At 67.9% G+C, this 15447-nt stretch carries 17 protein-coding genes; 8 read left to right on the top strand and 9 right to left on the bottom strand.

The features are described from left to right. Positions 1-3: 3 nt before the first annotated feature. The 3 genes from JOE30_RS20245 to JOE30_RS20235 are packed head-to-tail and all read left to right on the top strand — an operon-like array spanning position 4 to position 1521. A complete protein-coding gene (locus JOE30_RS20245) occupies positions 4-351 on the top strand; it encodes a plastocyanin/azurin family copper-binding protein (protein ID WP_204868754.1) in 348 nt (115 codons plus the stop codon). Next, positions 348-653: a biphenyl 2,3-dioxygenase gene (locus tag JOE30_RS20240; RefSeq protein ID WP_204868753.1), complete on the top strand. Its 306-nt coding sequence runs from the start codon at positions 348-350 to the stop codon at positions 651-653. The genes JOE30_RS20245 and JOE30_RS20240 overlap by 4 nt, the downstream gene beginning before the upstream one ends. A gap of 31 nt (positions 654-684) precedes the next feature. Then, entirely contained in the window at positions 685-1521 is an 837-nt protein-coding gene (locus tag JOE30_RS20235; protein WP_204868752.1) for a methylamine utilization protein, read from the top strand. A gap of 45 nt (positions 1522-1566) precedes the next feature. On the opposite strand, the gene JOE30_RS20230 is transcribed toward JOE30_RS20235, so the two are convergent. From JOE30_RS20230 to JOE30_RS20195, 8 genes are all read right to left on the bottom strand, one after another. Then, positions 1567-2031, bottom strand: coding sequence for a hypothetical protein (locus tag JOE30_RS20230; RefSeq protein ID WP_204868751.1), 465 nt, complete (start codon positions 2029-2031; stop codon positions 1567-1569). A 119-nt stretch (positions 2032-2150) separates the two neighbouring features. Further along, positions 2151-2576 (bottom strand): DUF4262 domain-containing protein, encoded by a 426-nt coding sequence (locus JOE30_RS20225; protein WP_204868750.1) that lies wholly within the window; start codon positions 2574-2576, stop codon positions 2151-2153. A 202-nt stretch (positions 2577-2778) separates the two neighbouring features. After that, positions 2779-3540 (bottom strand): HpcH/HpaI aldolase/citrate lyase family protein, encoded by a 762-nt coding sequence (locus JOE30_RS20220; protein ID WP_204868749.1) that lies wholly within the window; start codon positions 3538-3540, stop codon positions 2779-2781. 10 nt (positions 3541-3550) lie between these two features. Further along, positions 3551-4513: an aldo/keto reductase gene (locus JOE30_RS20215; RefSeq protein ID WP_239532432.1), complete on the bottom strand. Its 963-nt coding sequence runs from the start codon at positions 4511-4513 to the stop codon at positions 3551-3553. Next, positions 4510-5343 (bottom strand): ATP-binding cassette domain-containing protein, encoded by an 834-nt coding sequence (locus JOE30_RS20210; protein WP_204868748.1) that lies wholly within the window; start codon positions 5341-5343, stop codon positions 4510-4512. The genes JOE30_RS20215 and JOE30_RS20210 overlap by 4 nt, the downstream gene beginning before the upstream one ends. Further along, positions 5340-6167: an ABC transporter ATP-binding protein gene (locus JOE30_RS20205; protein WP_204868747.1), complete on the bottom strand. Its 828-nt coding sequence runs from the start codon at positions 6165-6167 to the stop codon at positions 5340-5342. Before JOE30_RS20205 ends, JOE30_RS20210 begins: the two co-directional genes overlap by 4 nt. 1 nt (position 6168) lies before the next feature. Then, positions 6169-7110: an ABC transporter permease gene (locus JOE30_RS20200; protein WP_204868746.1), complete on the bottom strand. Its 942-nt coding sequence runs from the start codon at positions 7108-7110 to the stop codon at positions 6169-6171. Next, complete coding sequence (locus tag JOE30_RS20195; protein WP_239532431.1) at positions 7111-8145, bottom strand: ABC transporter permease; 1035 nt, start codon at positions 8143-8145, stop codon at positions 7111-7113. It lies immediately after the preceding gene. Positions 8146-8387: 242 nt separating this feature from the next. Between JOE30_RS20195 and JOE30_RS20190 the strand changes: the two genes are divergently transcribed. The 5 genes from JOE30_RS20190 to JOE30_RS20170 all read left to right on the top strand — a co-directional run bounded on the left by JOE30_RS20190 (position 8388) and on the right by JOE30_RS20170 (position 14851). Then, complete coding sequence (locus tag JOE30_RS20190) at positions 8388-9965, top strand: ABC transporter substrate-binding protein (RefSeq protein WP_204868745.1); 1578 nt, start codon at positions 8388-8390, stop codon at positions 9963-9965. A gap of 14 nt (positions 9966-9979) precedes the next feature. Then, entirely contained in the window at positions 9980-11161 is a 1182-nt protein-coding gene (locus tag JOE30_RS20185; protein ID WP_307806260.1) for an exo-alpha-sialidase, read from the top strand. Beyond that, positions 11149-11832 carry an SDR family NAD(P)-dependent oxidoreductase gene (locus JOE30_RS20180; RefSeq protein WP_204868743.1) on the top strand — a complete coding sequence of 228 codons (684 nt, stop codon included), beginning with the start codon at positions 11149-11151 and terminating at the stop codon, positions 11830-11832. The genes JOE30_RS20185 and JOE30_RS20180 overlap by 13 nt, the downstream gene beginning before the upstream one ends. A 76-nt stretch (positions 11833-11908) precedes the next feature. After that, positions 11909-14074, top strand: coding sequence for a 4-hydroxythreonine-4-phosphate dehydrogenase PdxA (pdxA, locus tag JOE30_RS20175; protein ID WP_204868742.1), 2166 nt, complete (start codon positions 11909-11911; stop codon positions 14072-14074). A gap of 9 nt (positions 14075-14083) precedes the next feature. Further along, positions 14084-14851 (top strand): DeoR/GlpR family DNA-binding transcription regulator, encoded by a 768-nt coding sequence (locus JOE30_RS20170; RefSeq protein WP_204868741.1) that lies wholly within the window; start codon positions 14084-14086, stop codon positions 14849-14851. Between the two features lie 83 nt (positions 14852-14934). On the opposite strand, the gene JOE30_RS20165 is transcribed toward JOE30_RS20170, so the two are convergent. Next, positions 14935-15183: a LuxR C-terminal-related transcriptional regulator gene (locus JOE30_RS20165; RefSeq protein ID WP_239532430.1), complete on the bottom strand. Its 249-nt coding sequence runs from the start codon at positions 15181-15183 to the stop codon at positions 14935-14937. Positions 15184-15447 lie beyond the last annotated feature (264 nt).

The following is a 15447-nucleotide window of genomic DNA, read 5'->3' as shown; positions in this document are numbered from 1 at the left end:
ACCATGAAGAAGACACTGGCAGTTCTCGCGACACTGACCACTCTGTCCGCGCTGACCGCCTGCGGCAGTGGAGGCGACAGCGGAGGCGGTGATGCACCCGCCGCCACGGTGACGGTGGAGAACATGAGCTACAACCCGGCGTCGGTGACCATCTCGAAAGGGGAGACCGTCGAATGGGTGTTCGCCGACAACGGACTTCCGCACGACGTCGTCGAGGACGACAGCGAAATGTTCGAGAGCGACCTCCTGACGGAAGGGTCGTACTCCTACACCTTCGACGAGGCGGGCACGTTCACCTACCACTGCACGCCGCACCCGATGATGCTCGGAACGGTGGTCGTCGAGGAGTGAGGCTGCTCCTCGCGATCGTCATGGTGCTGGCCGTCGGCTGCTCGTCGGAACCTGATGTCGACGCGGCGGTGATCATCAGCAACATCCGTTTCGAGCCGAGCGAGGTGAGCGTCCCGGTCGGCGGGACCGTCGAGTGGACGTTCGACGACGGCGGCCTCCTCCACGAGGTGCACGCCGACGGTGTGTTCGACAGTGGTGTCAATGGGGACAACACCTTCCGCTTCACCTTCGACGAGCCCGGGGACGTCGACTACCAGTGCTCCATCCATCCCCACATGACCGGAACGATCCACGTCGGGTGACGTGGACGCCACCATTCCAGGAGGAGGACCGATGACCACCATCATCGACCACACAGCGTTGCATCAGGACATGCCCCAGATACGGCCCACGCTGCAGAACGCGGTAGGGCTGCGTACGCGAGCCACCCTCACGGCCGCGTCCGCCGCCGTGGGCGCGGGTGCCGCTCTGGCACTGGCGCCGTCGATCACCGTGGGAACGACCGGAGCCGTGGTCGGTGCCGCTGCGGTGACCGCGCTCGCCGCCAACTGGTCCACCTGCGGCATGTCGGTGGCCGGCGTCGTCGTCGCGCCGAAACAGCCGGGACGGACCGGATCCTCCACACCAGTGCGGCGACTGGCCTGGCACGCTCTGGGATCGACGGTGACCGCCGTGCTCACGGGTCTCGCCGTGGGCGCTCTCGGGCACCTCGCGCTGGGAACGGTGCCCGTCGGCGTCCTGCTCGCCGTGTGGGCCGTCTCGGCACTGCTGTACGGCCTGCACGAACTCGGGGTGATGAGAATGCCGACTCCGATGCGCCGCCGCCAGCTGCCGCGTCACCTGCGCCGCAGTATGGAACCGTGGAAGGTGTCCCTGCTGTTCGGAGCGATCATCGGCCCCGGATTCCTGATCTACATCCGCTCGAGTGCGTATTACCTGATGGTGCTGGGAGTCGCTGCTCTCGGTTCGCCGTGGTTGGGAGCTGCGCTCTTCGTCGGTGTGTCTCTGGGGCGGTGCATGCCGAGTGCGCTGGCCATCCTGCACACCCGCCGCGGCGGCTCCATGCCCGGCTTCCTGTCACTCATGTGCCTGGTCGACCGGCGCGTGCAGGCGCTCACCGGTGCAGCGTTGGTCGGCCTCGCCGTCTTCGCCGGAGTGGTGCTGCTCTGACTCCGCGGCTCTCGGGCACGGCCTCTCGGCCGTGCCCGAGAGCGGTCAGCTGAGCGTCATGTACGGCGTCCACACCGTGAACGAGTGACCCATCGAGGAACAGTTCAGCGATCCCTTGAAGCCGATGTAGCAGGTGGCCCCGCCGTAGCTGAGCGAGCCACCGAGGGGAGTGCTCCCGGCACGTCCACGCGGTCCACCGATCCCGAAGGTCGGGTGAGCCGGGAACCACGGCACGTCGATCGCCACGTCGTAGACCACGGGAGCGAAGGGGACCTGGGTGAGGTACTCCCCGCCCGGGAGATCGCAACCCACGACCCCCGCCGGTGTGATGGAACAGTTGGCGGCGCCGGTGGAGAAGTACGCGACATCGCCCTGCAGGAAGGCCGCCGGGTCGACCGGCACCGGTGCGGGGTAGTCGACCGCGGACGCGGTGCCGGCACCGACGACGGACATCGTCGCGGCGGTGATGCCGACGAACGCGGCTCCGGCGAGCTTCGTGAGCGAGCGCATGAGGATCCTCTCGGGTGGTCTGGTGTCCACAGTGTGTCTGCATCTCCGGGCGACTCGTTACTCGGCCGAATGGTTTGTGACCATTTCGTTGTTCTTGCGCGCCGGGCAGGCCGGGACCGTCACACCCACCCCACGCCCATCAGCGGCTGGTGGTGGACGCAGATGGAGTACTCCTCCTCCCACGGGAAGTGGCCGTCGACGTCGGGCCACACCAGTTGCAGCGCAGTGAAGTCCGAGTACAGCGCACCGGTGACCACCATGTCCGAGGTGTTCACGGCCTGAATGACCACGATGTCCGGTTCCTCACCGGTCGCGCTATGGATCATGATCCCGGACGAGAGCGCGAGACCGGCGACCATCTGCGACGCCATGTCGTGCAGCAGGCTCCCCGACAAATGGAACGGCAGTCCGTAGACGATCAGTTCGGGCAACGCCCTGCTGGTGAGACCCGTCGTGTACGCGACGTCGGGTACCTCGTGATCCGACCCCGCCACGGCAGTCACCGCCCACCCGTGGCGCGCGATCTTCCTCTTGATGTCCGGCACTGAGACGCACCCTCTGCACATAGTTTCCCCCCGGAAGTCGATGCGGAGGAGGAAGGTAACGCGGTGGTACGACAGGTGGTGCTGCTCTGGTCGTGGTGTTCCACTCGAGGGTCCTGCGCGCGGGATCCCGCCGACAGAGCTCGCGAGTGGAACGCCGCGCCCACTGTGCGCTCCTCTCGGCGCGGGTCGCGCCAAGTAACCCCTACCCCAGCGCCGCCTTCAGGTGCCCCTCGGACACGGCCTTGAGGTGGGTGAGGTCGGAGGCCACGGTCGCGAAGGTGTAGCCCTGCGCCAGGCGCTTCGCCGCGACCTCGCCGGACGGGGTGTGGATGCCGGCCGCGATACCTGCAGCGGCGGCTGCCTCCTGCACACGCACGAGGGCGGCGTCGAACACGTCGTCCACGGAGCTGTCCGAGGGGGAGGCGCCACCGACGGCGATGCGCAGGTCCGACGGTCCGACGTACACGCCGTCGAGTCCGGGCACGGCGCAGATGGCCTCGACGTTCTCGAGGCCGTCGGGTGTCTCGATCATCGCGAGCACCACGACACCGTCGTTCGCGTCGGCGGGCAGCGGGCCGACGCGTAGCTGCGAGCGCATCGGGCCGTACGAGCGCACGCCGGCGGGTGGGTAGCGCACGTAGGAGACGGCACGGGCCGCGTCCTCGGCGGTGTCGATAAGCGGCACGATGACGCCGCGCGCACCGGCGTCGAGCGCCTTCCCGATGTAGGTCTGGTCGTTGGACTCGACCCGCACCAGTCCGGCCGGGCCCTGCGCCGCGTCGATGGCGGTGAGTCCGCGCAGCATCCCGTCGTAGCCGATGAGGCCGTGCTGCAGATCGAGGCAGATGTAGTCCCACCCGACGTGGGCGAGCCACTCGGTGGAGACGGGGGAGTCGATGACGGACCAGTAGCCCAGTGCCCGTTCACGGGAACGGATGCGACGGGCGAAATCGGCGGCAGACATGAAGGGTTTCCTATCGGTTGTAGGCAGGCATCGGACCGCGCAGTGCCGCACCGACTTCGTCGCACGCGGCGACGACGTCGTCGGAGAGCGGACCGCGGCCCAGTGCGTCGATGTTGGCCTGCAGGTGGCTGGTCTTGGAGCCGCCCAACAGGATCGGCCCGGTGAGGGGCTTCGATCGGAGCCAGCGGAGGGCGAGCTCGGTGAGCGGCATGCCGGCGTCCGACGCCACCGCGGACAAGCGCGTGATCGCGTCGAAGATCTGGGTGTTCCAGTACCGCTCGCGGTACATCTCGGCCAGGCGCGAATCGCCGAACCGTCCCTCGCCGGGCGCTTCGTCGAACGAGTGCTTGCCGGTGAGGAGCCCGCCGCCCAGCGGGTTGTAGACCATCGTGGTGATGCCGCTGACGGTGGCGAACTCGGCGTACTCCTCCTCGATGCGGCGGGCCAGGAGGTTGTAGAGCTGCTGCGCGACGACGGGCCTCGGCGCACCCACCTCGTCGCACACGCGGTTCACCTCGGCGATCTGCCAGGCAGCGAAGTTCGAGACGCCCAGTGCGCCCACCTTGCCCTCGGCCACGAGCTTCGCGACGGTCCCGAGGGTGTCCTCGAGCGACGACGCGCGGTCGGGCTGGTGCAGGTAGAAGAGGTCGACGTGGTCGGTGCCGAGCCGGCGCAGGCTGGCCTCGAGTCCGAGCCGCAGCCCCTCGGGCGACAGGGGCGAGTGGCCGTCGGCGTCACCGAGGAACATACCGCCCTTGGTCGCGAGGGTGACCTCGTCGCGTCGACCGGCGAGCAACTGGGCGAGGATGCGCTCGGACTCGCCGCCCGCGTACCCGTTGGCGGTGTCGATGTGGGTGATGCCGGCGTCGAGTGCGGTGTCGAGCAGCGCCCGCGACCCCTCGAGGTCGACGGTGTCGCCGAAGGTCATGGTGCCCAGCACCATCGAGCCGAAAAGCGGGGAGCCGAACATCATGCGGGAACTCCAGAGGTAGGGGCCGGTCGACCTGACAGAACGTAGCGCGGCTTGACGCCCTCCATCGTGGAGGGGTCGAGCGCCGCGGCGCGCAGTGCCGCCGTGTACGGGTGCTGGGGGTTCGTCAGAACGTCTGTGGTGGGGCCGCTCTCGACCACGCCGCCCTTGCGCATGACGACCACGTTGTCGCTGATCTCCCGCACCACCCCGAGGTTGTGCGAGATGAAGACGTACGTGATGCCGGTGTCGTGCTGGATGGTGCGCAGCAGATCGAGCACCTGGGCCTGCACCGACACGTCGAGCGCACTGGTGGCCTCGTCGCACACGAGGATCTCGGGTTCGGACGCCAGGGCGCGCGCGATGCCGATGCGTTGACGCTGACCCCCAGAGAACTCACCGGGACGGCGGTGCAGGGACGACGCCGGTAGCTGTACCTGGTCGATCAGCTCGGCGGCACGTCGGGCCCGGTCCGCCTTGGAGCGAACACCTTTGAGGCGCAGCGGCTCACCGACGATGTCGACGGCCGTGAGATGCGGATCCAGCGAACCGTACGGGTCCTGGAAGACCATCTGCACGCGCGAGCGGAAGGGCTTGAGCGCCCGCTCCTTCATCCCGGCGATGTCGACACCGTCGACGAGGATTCGTCCCGACGTCGGTGTCAGCAGCCGGACGATCGACTTGGCGATGGTCGACTTCCCGCAGCCGGACTCGCCGACGATCGCGAGCGTTTCGCCCTTGTCGACGCTGAAGCTGACGCCGTCGACGGCGCGAAAGGTGCCGGTGGCGACGGGGTACTCGACGACGAGGTCGTCGACGGTCAACAGGCTCATGCCGGGACTCCTTGATCGGCGGGTGCGCCCGACCAGGTGCCCAGCTGGGGGACCGCGTCGAGAAGCTTCTTGGTGTAGGCATTCTGGGGATTGCGGACCATCGACTGCGCGTCGCCGCTCTCGACGAACCGGCCCGATTTCATGACGTGGATCCGGTCGGACATGAGCCGGGCCACACCCAGATCGTGGGTGATGAGCAGCATGCCGATGCCGGTGCGCTCCTGAAGCTCGAGCATGAGATCCAGGATGCTGGCCTGGACGGTGACGTCGAGTGCGCTGGTGGGCTCGTCGGCGACGATGAGGTCGGGATCGGCAGCCAAGGCGCATGCGATGAGGACACGCTGCAACATGCCGCCCGACAACTGGTGCGGGTACCTGTTCAGCTGGTCCGCCGGGTTGACGATGTGGACCTGATCGAGCAGCTCGACGGCGCGGGTGGTCTGCGCCGACTTGCCGCGAACGCCGCTGTGGTGGATGGCCTCTCGCAGCTGCGACCCCACCGTGTGGACGGGGGAGAGGGCCGTCATCGGGTCCTGGGGAATGAGGGCGATGTCCGCGCCCCGGATCTTCCGCAGCGCTTTGTCGTCGCCGAGGATGTCGGTTCCCTTCCAGCGTGCGCGGCCGGAGAGGACGGCCAGATCATCGGGCAGCAGCCCGAGGACTCCCATCGCGGTGGTCGACTTACCAGAGCCGGATTCGCCGATGATGCAGACGGTCTCACCCGGCGCGATGTCGAAGGAGACCCCGTCGACGGCGCGGACGATGCCGTTGTCGGTGACCAGCTCGATCTGCAGTTCGTCGACGGTGAGCAGTGACTCGGTCATGTCAGGCCTTCTTTCCCGAGATGGCGAAGCGTCCCAGCAGAGCTTTGAGGCCCGTGCCGGCGGGACGGTCGCGCAGACCGTCACCGAGGAGGTTGACGCCGATGACGAGGAGCACGATGACGAGGCCCGGCAGGGTGACCAGCCACCACGACGTCGTGATGTAGTCCTGGCCGTCGGAGATGATGCGGCCCCACGTGGCGAACGGTCGCTGCGGTCCGGCGCCCAGGTAGCTCAGCGCGGACTCGAGGAGTACCGCCTGGGCGAGCAGGAGCAGCACCACCAGCGAGGTCTGCTTGATGACGTTCGGGATGATGTGGCGCGTGAGGATGGCGACCTTGCCGAGGCCGAGTACCCGCGACGCGGCGACGTAGGGCTTCTCTCGCTCCACGAGCACCAGAGAGCGTGTCAGACGGGCGATCTCGGGCCACTGCGCGATCGCGATGACGAACGTGATGACCGGGATGGACGGCCCGAAGAGGGCGACGACGAGGAGCAGCATCATGAGCAGCGGGAGGGACAGCTGCGCCTCGAGCAACCGGCTGATGACGGTGTCGACCCAGCCGCCGAAGTAGCCGGCCATGGAGCCGAGAGTCAGGCCGATGAGGCCGGAGACCAGCACGGCGAGGATGCCGACGAGCAGGGAGACCTGGCCGCCGTAGAGAACGCGGGCGAGCAGGTCGCGTCCGAGCTGATCGGTTCCGAACAGGTGGCCGTCGGTGAGCGGTGCGAGACGGCGGGCACCGAGATCGGTGGCGTCCGGATCCTGCAGCGGCAGTACGCGAGCGAACGCGACGGGGAGGATCACGACGAGTGCGCAGACGCTGCCCACCCAGATCTTCAGTCGGCTGTCGCGGGCGCGTCGGGTGGAGCCTGCCTTGGCGATGTCCTTCGCGGTGACCGCCGACGGGCGCTCCGCCTGCGGGGGCTCGAGTGTTGTTGTCATCTAGGACGTTCCCTTCCCCAGGCGGACGCGGGGGTCCAGAAGCGGGTAGCAGAGGTCGACGAGGAGCTGGACGAGGACGGCGAGCACCGCGGTGACGAGCACGGTGGCCTGGATGAGGGGGTAGTCGCGGGTCTCGAGCGCGCGGACGACGAGCGATCCGACACCGGGCCAGGCGAACACGACCTCGACCACCACGACACCGTTGAGCATCGACGCGAAGCGTGTGCCGAGGGCAGTGAGAACGGGGATGGACGAATTGCGCAGGGCGTAGCGCCAGATGAGCTTCCGCTCCGAGACCCCGCGAGCGCGAGCGACCGTCGCGTACTGGGACCCGAAGGCGCCGACCATCTCCCGACGCACCATGCGGGAGATCAGGGCGATCTGCAGGATGGCGACGGTGACCATGGGAAGGACGAGCGACGACCATGTGGCGAAGCCGGCGGCAGGGAAGATGGGGATCACCACGGCGAAGATGGTGATGAGCATCAGGCCCGTCCAGAAGTCGGGCATCGACTGTCCTGCAATCGTGACGACGTTGGCGCCCAGTTCGCGGCGGGTGTCCGCGCGGCGCGCCATCCAGACACCGAGCGGGATGGCGAGCAGTGTCGTCAGTCCGATCGAGGCGACTGTGAGCGTCAGTGTGTAGGGGAGGCGATCGAGCACCACGTCGAATGCCGGCGCCTGGAACGAGTACGACGTTCCGAGGTCGAGCTGCAGCAGTCCCTGCAGGTACTTCAGGTACTGCGTGATGATCGACTGGTCCAGTCCCATGCTCTGCCGGATCCGCTCGATGTCCTCGCTGGAGGCCAGCGGGCCCGCCATCGCGTAGGCGGGATCGCCGGGTGCGAGACGGATCAGCACGAACACCGTGGTGAGCGTCAGGAAGATCGCGAGCGCGCTCTGACCGAGCCGCTTGACGATGTAGCGCGCAGTGCCCGCGGACTTCGACTTCGTCTTCGCGGTTTCGGCGGCCGGCGCATCGGCGGGCGTGATCATGCCGGCGGTCACCGGGTCACCGTCCGTCGGACCGCGCATGTGTTCGTGGTGTGCATCGAACGACCTTTCGGGAGATGCCTCTGCGCTGGCTGGTCACGAGCGCGGGCTTCGATGTAACTCAGCTCACAATGGCATCTGTGCGCGAATCACGCAAGTAGCAATTCGTAGTTGCGTGTTGTGTGCAGACCTGCGTACAGTCCAGATGTGCTTGCGGTCACAGTGCAGCTTCGCTCCTGACCCGCAGCCCCTCATGACGCTCGAAGTTCGAAGAGAGGTCGACGATGACCAGATCGCCGTTCAACCAGCAGTTCTCCCGCCGCAATCTCCTGCGCGGCGGGATGCTGCTCGGTGGTGGCGTTGTGTTGGGCGCGGGTGCCAGTGCGTGCGCCACACCTACCGGCACACCCGGCCCCACCACGGTGAGCCTGGCGCTCAACCGGTCGTTGGTGAGCCTGGACAACAAGCTCAACCAGTTCGACGCCGCCCTCACGGTGCAGCGCGGCGTGCGGCAGGCCCTCACCGAGATCGACGCGAATCTGAAGCCGCAGCTCGTCCTCGCCGACCGCTTCGATCTGGTCGAGCCCACCCGCTGGTTCGTCCACCTGCGGCAGGGTGCCGTGTACTCCGACGGCTCGCCCGTGCAGGTGCAGGACGTCGCCACGGCCATCCGGATGTACAGCGAGGTCGACGGATCGTTCGTCGGCGGCTTCTTCCCCGAGTGGCCGACGGTCGAGCAGATGGACGACACCAGCTTCTCGCTGCTGACCACCAAGCCCGTCCCCGTGCTCGACTACCTGATGTCGAACATCCTCATCACGCCGGCCGCGGACAACAAGCCCGAGGAACTGCAGACCGGGCTCGGCTCCGGCCCGTACGTCGTGACGTCGTCCGACCGCGGTACGGGCAACTACACGCTCGAGCGCAACACGAAGTACTGGGGTCCTGCGCCGAACATCGAGACGGTCCGCGTGCGCTTCGTTCCCGAGGAGTCCTCGCGCGTCGTCACGCTGCGCAGCGGTGAGGTGGACGTCATCGACTCCATCACGCCCGACGCGGCGGATCAGCTCGAAGGCTTGTCGAACGTGGTGGTGGACCGGGTCGACGGGGTGCGGCTCAATCAGCTGTTCTACAACTTCCGCAAGCCCGCCGACCATCCGCTCGCCGATGCTCGGGTGCGCCGCGCGCTGACGTACGCCATCAACGGTCCGGCGCTGATCGACCAGGTCATGCAGGGCTCGGCGACCGCGTCCAAGGGCGTCATCCCCGCGATCCTCGACGGCGCCATCGAGACCGGGGAGTACACGTACGACCCGGCACGGGCGCGCGGCGAGCTCGACGCGCTCGGCATCTCCGATCTGGAACTCAAGATCATCTGGGAATCCGGCGAGTTCGCGGCCGACACCGACATCATGGAGTCGGTCGTGCAGATGTTCTCGGCGATCGGCGTCCGCACCACGTTGCAGCAGTTCGAGCCGGGCGGCGACATCATGCAGTGGCGTCAGGGCAAGGCGGGCGACTGGGACATCCTGGGCAACGGATTCCCGAGTCCGACCGGACTCGCGATCACCATCATGCAGGGCATGTACGCCGGCACCCCGGAGAAGGAGCAGACCCGAGACACCTACCACGGGTACATGTTCCCCGAGATCGCCGCGGCCATCGCACGTGCGTCCGAGGAAGTCGACGAGACCCGCCGAACCCAGCTCCTCGCCGACGCGCAGCGCCAGATCTGGGACACCGTGCCCTGTCTGTGGTCGTTCGTTCCCAAGTCGGTGATGGCGCGTCGCGAACGCATCCAGGACGTGACCCTGCGCCCCACCAACTCCTACAACCTGTCCGCCGCGACACTCGTCAGTTGATCGAGGAGATCCCCGTGACCACCACCCTGAATGCCGACGGCATCGTCCGCCCCACCGCCGAGCCCGGGCGCCGTGATGCGCTGTTGACCCCGCCCGAGGTGCAGAACCACGCGGCCAATCTGGCTGTGCTGCCCGACGGTTCACTGGCGTGCGTCTGGTTCGCCGGAACGCAGGAAGGCGTTCCGGACATCAGCGTGTGGTTCTCGCGGCGTGACGGCGACGAGTGGTCGCAGCCGATCCGGCTGTCGGACGACGGGACGCGGTCGGAGCAGAATCCCGTGCTCAACGTGCGTGAGTCCGGCGAGATCTGGTTGCTGTGGACCTCGCAGCACGCCGGCAACCAGGACACCGCACGGGTGCTGCGGCGGATCTCGCCCGACGGCGGGCGCACCTGGGGCGAGACCGACGTGCTGATCCCGGAGACCGAGGCCGGTGGCGTGTTCGTGCGCCAGCCCATGGTCACGCTGCCCTCCGGCCGGATCCTGTTGCCTGTCTTCCACTGCGTCCGTATCGAAGGCCGCAAGTGGGTGGGCGACCGCGACTACTCCGGCGTCATGGTGTCGGACGACGACGGCGTCACCTGGCGCGAGGTGGTCGTTCCCGACAGCATCGGGTGCGTCCACATGAACATCGGCCGTCTGTCCGACGGTCAGCTCGTCGCCCTCTACCGCAGCCGCTGGGCGGACCACGTCTACCGTTCCGTCTCCGACGACGACGGTGACACGTGGAGCGCTCCCGTCCCCACCGAGCTGCCCAACAACAATTCGTCGGTGCAGTTCGTCGTGCTGGCCGACGACCGACTCGCCCTGGTGTACAACGAGTCCAGTCGTGAGGACGCCACGGCGCGCAGACTGTCGCTGTACGACGAGATCGACGATCACGGCATCGCGGAGAAGCAGGAGACGGTGGAGGAGGACTCGCCTCTGGACGACGGCGACCCGCGGCACGCCTTCTGGGGCGCACCCCGAGCGCCGATGGCCCTGGCGATCTCATCCGACCGCGGTGTCACGTGGCCGGTGCGCCGGAACCTCGAGGAGGGCGACGGGTACTGCCTGTCGAACAACTCCCGCGATGGACTGAACCGCGAGTTCTCGTACCCGTCCATCGTGGCCGACGGCCGGACGCTGCACGTGGCCTTCACGCGATTCCGTCAGGCCATCGAGTACTGCGAGGTGCAGCCGGAGTGGCTCTCGTGAAGCACGCTGTCGTCACGGGCGTCAGCTCGGGAATCGGGGCTGCCACAGCACTCTCGCTTCTCGACGACGGGTGGCGTGTCACCGGGCTGAGTCGTCGGCAACCGGAGATCGAGCACGAGAACCTGACATGGGTCGAGGCCGACCTGGGTGATCTGGACTCGGTGGCCTCGATCGCATCGGGCCTGTCCGCGGTCAACGCCGTGGTTCACGCTGCGGGGCTGCAGCGTTCGGCTCCGCTCGGGTCCCTGAACGTCGACGACCTCCGCGAGATGTGGCAGGTCCATGTCGCCGCGGCCGAGGTTCTGGTGAACGGCGTGGTCGACACTCTGGAACCCGGTGCTCGCGTCGTCCTCGTCGGAAGTCGCACCATGACCGGCAATGCCGGCAAGAGCCAGTACGTCGCCACGAAGTCCGCGCTGACGGGCATGGCACGGTCGTGGGCCATGGAACTGGTGTCCCGCGGCATCACCGTCAACGTCGTTGCGCCCGGACCCACGGACACCGCAATGCTGGGGGATCCGTCGCGCTCGCATACTCCGCCCAAGCTCCCGCCCCTCGGTGCCTTCATCGACCCGTCGGAGGTCGCGGGGCTCATCGGTTTCCTGCTCGGCCCTCTCGGTCGGAACATCACCGGCCAGGCGATCGTGCAGTGCGCGGGAGCGTCGTTGTGAATTGGCTGCGCGAAACACGCAATTCGACTACAGTGAAATGCGTGGTTCGCGCAACCGAACGGAAGGCGGTACGAGGATGACCTCACTCGTCGTACTGGCCGACGATCTCTCTGGCGCCGCCGAGGTCGCCGGGGTGTTCCTCGACCGCACGTCCGATGTGTCTCTGACCCTCGACGCCGTGATCGGTTCCGCCGCAGTATCCGTCGTGGATCTCGACACCCGGGCGCTGGCCGCCGAGCAGGCGGAACTCCTGGTGTCGTCCGCGCTGCGATCCGTACCCGCGGGTGCGCGAGTTCTGGCGAAGATCGACTCGCTCCTGCGCGGGAACGTCGCTGCCACGGTGCGCGCACTGTCGGCCCGCGGACCGGTGGTCGTCGCGGGCGGACTGCCACTGCTGGACCGTGTCGTGCGTGGGGGCGTGCTCCACGTCGACGGCGTGCCGCTGGCCGACACCGACCTCTGGCACGCCGAGTCCGGAACACCCCCGCAATCGTTGCCGCACATGCTCGGTGCCCCGCTCGTCACCATCGACGCGCTCTCGGCCGCGACCGGGGTCGTCGTGTGCGACATCGAGTCCGACGCCGATCTCGACGCGGTGGTGGCGGTAGTGGCCGACCGCCCCGACGTGACCCTGGTGGGCACCTCGGCGCTCGCCGCGGCTGTCGCTCGGGGTCTCGGTGGTACTGCGACGCCTCACTCCGTCTCGCGTACGGGTGATCCCGTGCTCGTCGTCGTGGGCACCGCCTCCTCGATCGCCGTCGAGCAGGTTCGTCGTCTCGCCGAGGACGGCGTGCGACCGCTGCCCGTGGATGCGGGTGATGTGCTTGCCGGCCTCGCCGACGCACGCGTGCTCTCCTCCGCCCTGTGCGACGGCTCCGTCGCGCTCACCGTGACCGGGTCCGTGGACGTGGCGCGTACCCGCGACCTGTCCGTCGCCCTGGCCGAATACGTCCGAGCCGGCACCGACGGACTGTCGGTCGACCTCGCCCTCACCGGCGGTGAGACGGCACGCGCCGTCATCACCGCGCTCGGCATCAGCACACTCCGACCGCTCGGTCACGTGCACTACGGCGCTGTCGTGTCCGTCGACCCGCGGGGCCGACGCATCGTCACGCGGCCGGGCAGTTTCGGAGACCGAGACAGCCTGTCCGCCATCCACTCCCACCTCACCGGCGGCTCGCCGGACACCACGCTCCGACCGAAGGACACAGCCATGACATCGACCGATCTCCAGACCCTCGACCTGCCCGTCGTGGCCCTGACGATGGGCGACGGCGCGGGCATCGGCCCCGAGGTCATCGTTCCCGCCGTGCTCGACGCCAAGGTGGCGGGGTGGTGCAAGCCCGTCGTCATCGGTGACGCAGCGCGTCTGCGACTCGCGGCCGACGTGCTGGGTGTGCAGTGCGACATCGTCTCGATCGAGCGCATCGCCGATGCCGAGTTCACCATCGGGCGTATCAACGTCATCGACCTCGGGTTGCTGCCCGCGGATCTCGCCTGGGGCGAGCTGTCCGCCGTGGCGGGACACGCGGCCTACGAATACATCCGTGTCGCAGCCGAACTCGCCGTGGCGGGCGACGTCCAGGCGATCTGCACCGCACCGCTCAACAAGGAGGCGTTGCACGCCGCCGGACACATCTTCCCGGGCCACACCGAGCTGCTCGCTCACCTAACCGGTACCGAGGAGGTGTCGATGATGCTCTCGACGCCCAAGCTCAAGGTCATCCACGTGACCACCCACATCGGACTGCTCGACGCCGTCGCGAAGATCGAGCCGGGACTCGTCGAGCGCACGGTCCGCCGCGGGTACGAGGCTCTGGTGCGATCGGGGAACAGCAACCCGAAGATCGGCCTGTGCGGCATCAACCCGCATGCCGGCGAGAACGGGCTGTTCGGGTACGGCGAGGAGGATCAGAAGATCGTCCCGGCCGTCGAGAAGCTGCAGGCCGACGGAATCGACGCGGTCGGACCGCTGCCTGCGGACACCGCCTTCTTCCTCGCGGGTCGTGGTGACTACGACCTCATCGTCGCGATGTACCACGACCAGGGCCACGGACCGGTCAAGGTTCTCGGCATCGAGGCCGGCGTGAACATCACCGTGGGACTCCCCGTCATCCGTACCTCCGTGGATCACGGCACCGCATTCGACATCGCGGGCAAGGGCATCGCCGAGGCCGGCAGCATGGTGGAAGCGCTGCGACAGGCCGCCGAACTGGCGACCAGCACCGCCGACGTCGGCTAGGTTTCGGGTATGGCGCTCAGGGAGTCACAGGCGCGGCGCGCGGAAATCGTTCGACTGGCCAAGACGAGTGGTCTGGCGAGTGTGGAAGACCTGTCCGTGCAGTTCGGCGTGACGGCCTCGACCATTCGACGGGACCTGTCGCAGTTGACCGCCGAGGGTCTCCTCGCACGCACGTACGGCGGCGCGATCGCGCTCGACCCGCACCCCGAGTCGTCGCTCCGCCAGCGTGCTGTCGAGGGCTTCGACGCCAAGCGCTCGATCGCGAAGTGGGCTGCGGGAGAGGTGCACCCGGGTGAGACGGTGCTTCTCGATGCCGGCACGACCGTCGGGGCCATGGGGGAGTACCTCCGCGACTCCACGGGACTGACGGTCATCGCCGCCGGTCTCACCGCGCTCGAAGCGCTGGCGGATGCCGACGACGTTCGCGTGGAGTGTCTGGGAGGCACTTTGCGTCACCTGTCGCAGGGCTTCGTCGGACCGCTCGCCGAGGCGTCGTTGGCACGGGTGTCGTTCGACCGCGCCTTCCTCGGTGCCGACGCGGTGACCGCCGACCGCGGCATCTGCGAGGCCGAGCTGGAGCAGACGCGGCTCAAGGAATTGATGATCGAGCGCGCCGGCACGGTCTACGTGCTCGCGCACGCGGCGAAGCTGGGTCAGCGCCCGTTCCACGCCTGGGCGCCACTCCCCGAGGGCGTCACTCTCGTCACCGACGCCGGCGCGACCGAGGAGCAGGTGCAGCCCTTCCGCGACGCCGGGGTCACGGTCGTCGTCGTCTGAGCGGCGGAGTTTCTGCTCCTCTCGGCGCCCTGTCGCGCGGGATCCCGCCGACAGGTGGCGTGAGCGGAGTGAAAGCGCCAGGCCTATAGCTCGTCCAACCTCACGTGCCCGTCCTGCAGTGCTCGGGCGACCAGTGCAGCCTTCGACCCTGCCGACCGCCCGACGGCCTCGTACTTCTCGCGAATGCGCGCGATGTGGGTGTTGACCGTGGCGGGGGAGATGAAGAGCGACCGTGCGACGGTGCCCTTCGAGTCGCTGATGATCCACGCCCGCAGGACCTCCACCTCCCGCACGCTGAGGGCCGGTCTCACGATGTCGTCGTCGGTCATCATTGCCTGCATCTGTATCGGTCCCCCTGCTCGGCGCAGCAGCTACTGCGCTGCTGTTCTCAGAGACCGTACGTTTTGTTCCAGGCAGATCGGTAGCCACGACTTCGGGGGACCCCGATGTCGGGGGCACGCTTCGCAGAGCTCACCATCTGCGGGCTGTGACAGGTCCATGCAATCAGGCGACGGGCGACTCCACTGTCCGTCGCGCAGACGACAGTCAGTACTCGATGCCGCGATGTCGTCGCATCCAGTCGGAACACACGTCAC

This window comes from Rhodococcus sp. PvP016, assembly GCF_017832185.1.
GTDB lineage: Bacteria > Actinomycetota > Actinomycetes > Mycobacteriales > Mycobacteriaceae > Rhodococcoides.
This window is presented reverse-complemented; position numbering and strand designations above follow the sequence as displayed.

Bases quoted from the DNA above. Each gene is read 5' to 3' on its own strand.
- JOE30_RS20245 (WP_204868754.1), top strand. From the start codon at position 4: ATGAAGAAGACACTGGCAGTTCTCGCGACACTGACCACTCTGTCCGCG.
- JOE30_RS20235 (WP_204868752.1), top strand. From the start codon at position 685: ATGACCACCATCATCGACCACACAGCGTTGCATCAGGACATGCCCCAG.
- JOE30_RS20230 (WP_204868751.1), bottom strand. From the start codon at position 2,031: ATGCGCTCGCTCACGAAGCTCGCCGGAGCCGCGTTCGTCGGCATCACC.
- JOE30_RS20220 (WP_204868749.1), bottom strand. From the start codon at position 3,540: ATGTCTGCCGCCGATTTCGCCCGTCGCATCCGTTCCCGTGAACGGGCA.
- JOE30_RS20215 (WP_239532432.1), bottom strand. From the start codon at position 4,513: ATGATGTTCGGCTCCCCGCTTTTCGGCTCGATGGTGCTGGGCACCATG.
- JOE30_RS20210 (WP_204868748.1), bottom strand. From the start codon at position 5,343: ATGAGCCTGTTGACCGTCGACGACCTCGTCGTCGAGTACCCCGTCGCC.
- JOE30_RS20205 (WP_204868747.1), bottom strand. From the start codon at position 6,167: ATGACCGAGTCACTGCTCACCGTCGACGAACTGCAGATCGAGCTGGTC.
- JOE30_RS20200 (WP_204868746.1), bottom strand. From the start codon at position 7,110: ATGACAACAACACTCGAGCCCCCGCAGGCGGAGCGCCCGTCGGCGGTC.
- JOE30_RS20195 (WP_239532431.1), bottom strand. From the start codon at position 8,145: ATGCGCGGTCCGACGGACGGTGACCCGGTGACCGCCGGCATGATCACG.
- JOE30_RS20190 (WP_204868745.1), top strand. From the start codon at position 8,388: ATGACCAGATCGCCGTTCAACCAGCAGTTCTCCCGCCGCAATCTCCTG.
- pdxA (WP_204868742.1), top strand. From the start codon at position 11,909: ATGACCTCACTCGTCGTACTGGCCGACGATCTCTCTGGCGCCGCCGAG.
- JOE30_RS20170 (WP_204868741.1), top strand. From the start codon at position 14,084: ATGGCGCTCAGGGAGTCACAGGCGCGGCGCGCGGAAATCGTTCGACTG.
- JOE30_RS20165 (WP_239532430.1), bottom strand. From the start codon at position 15,183: ATGATGACCGACGACGACATCGTGAGACCGGCCCTCAGCGTGCGGGAG.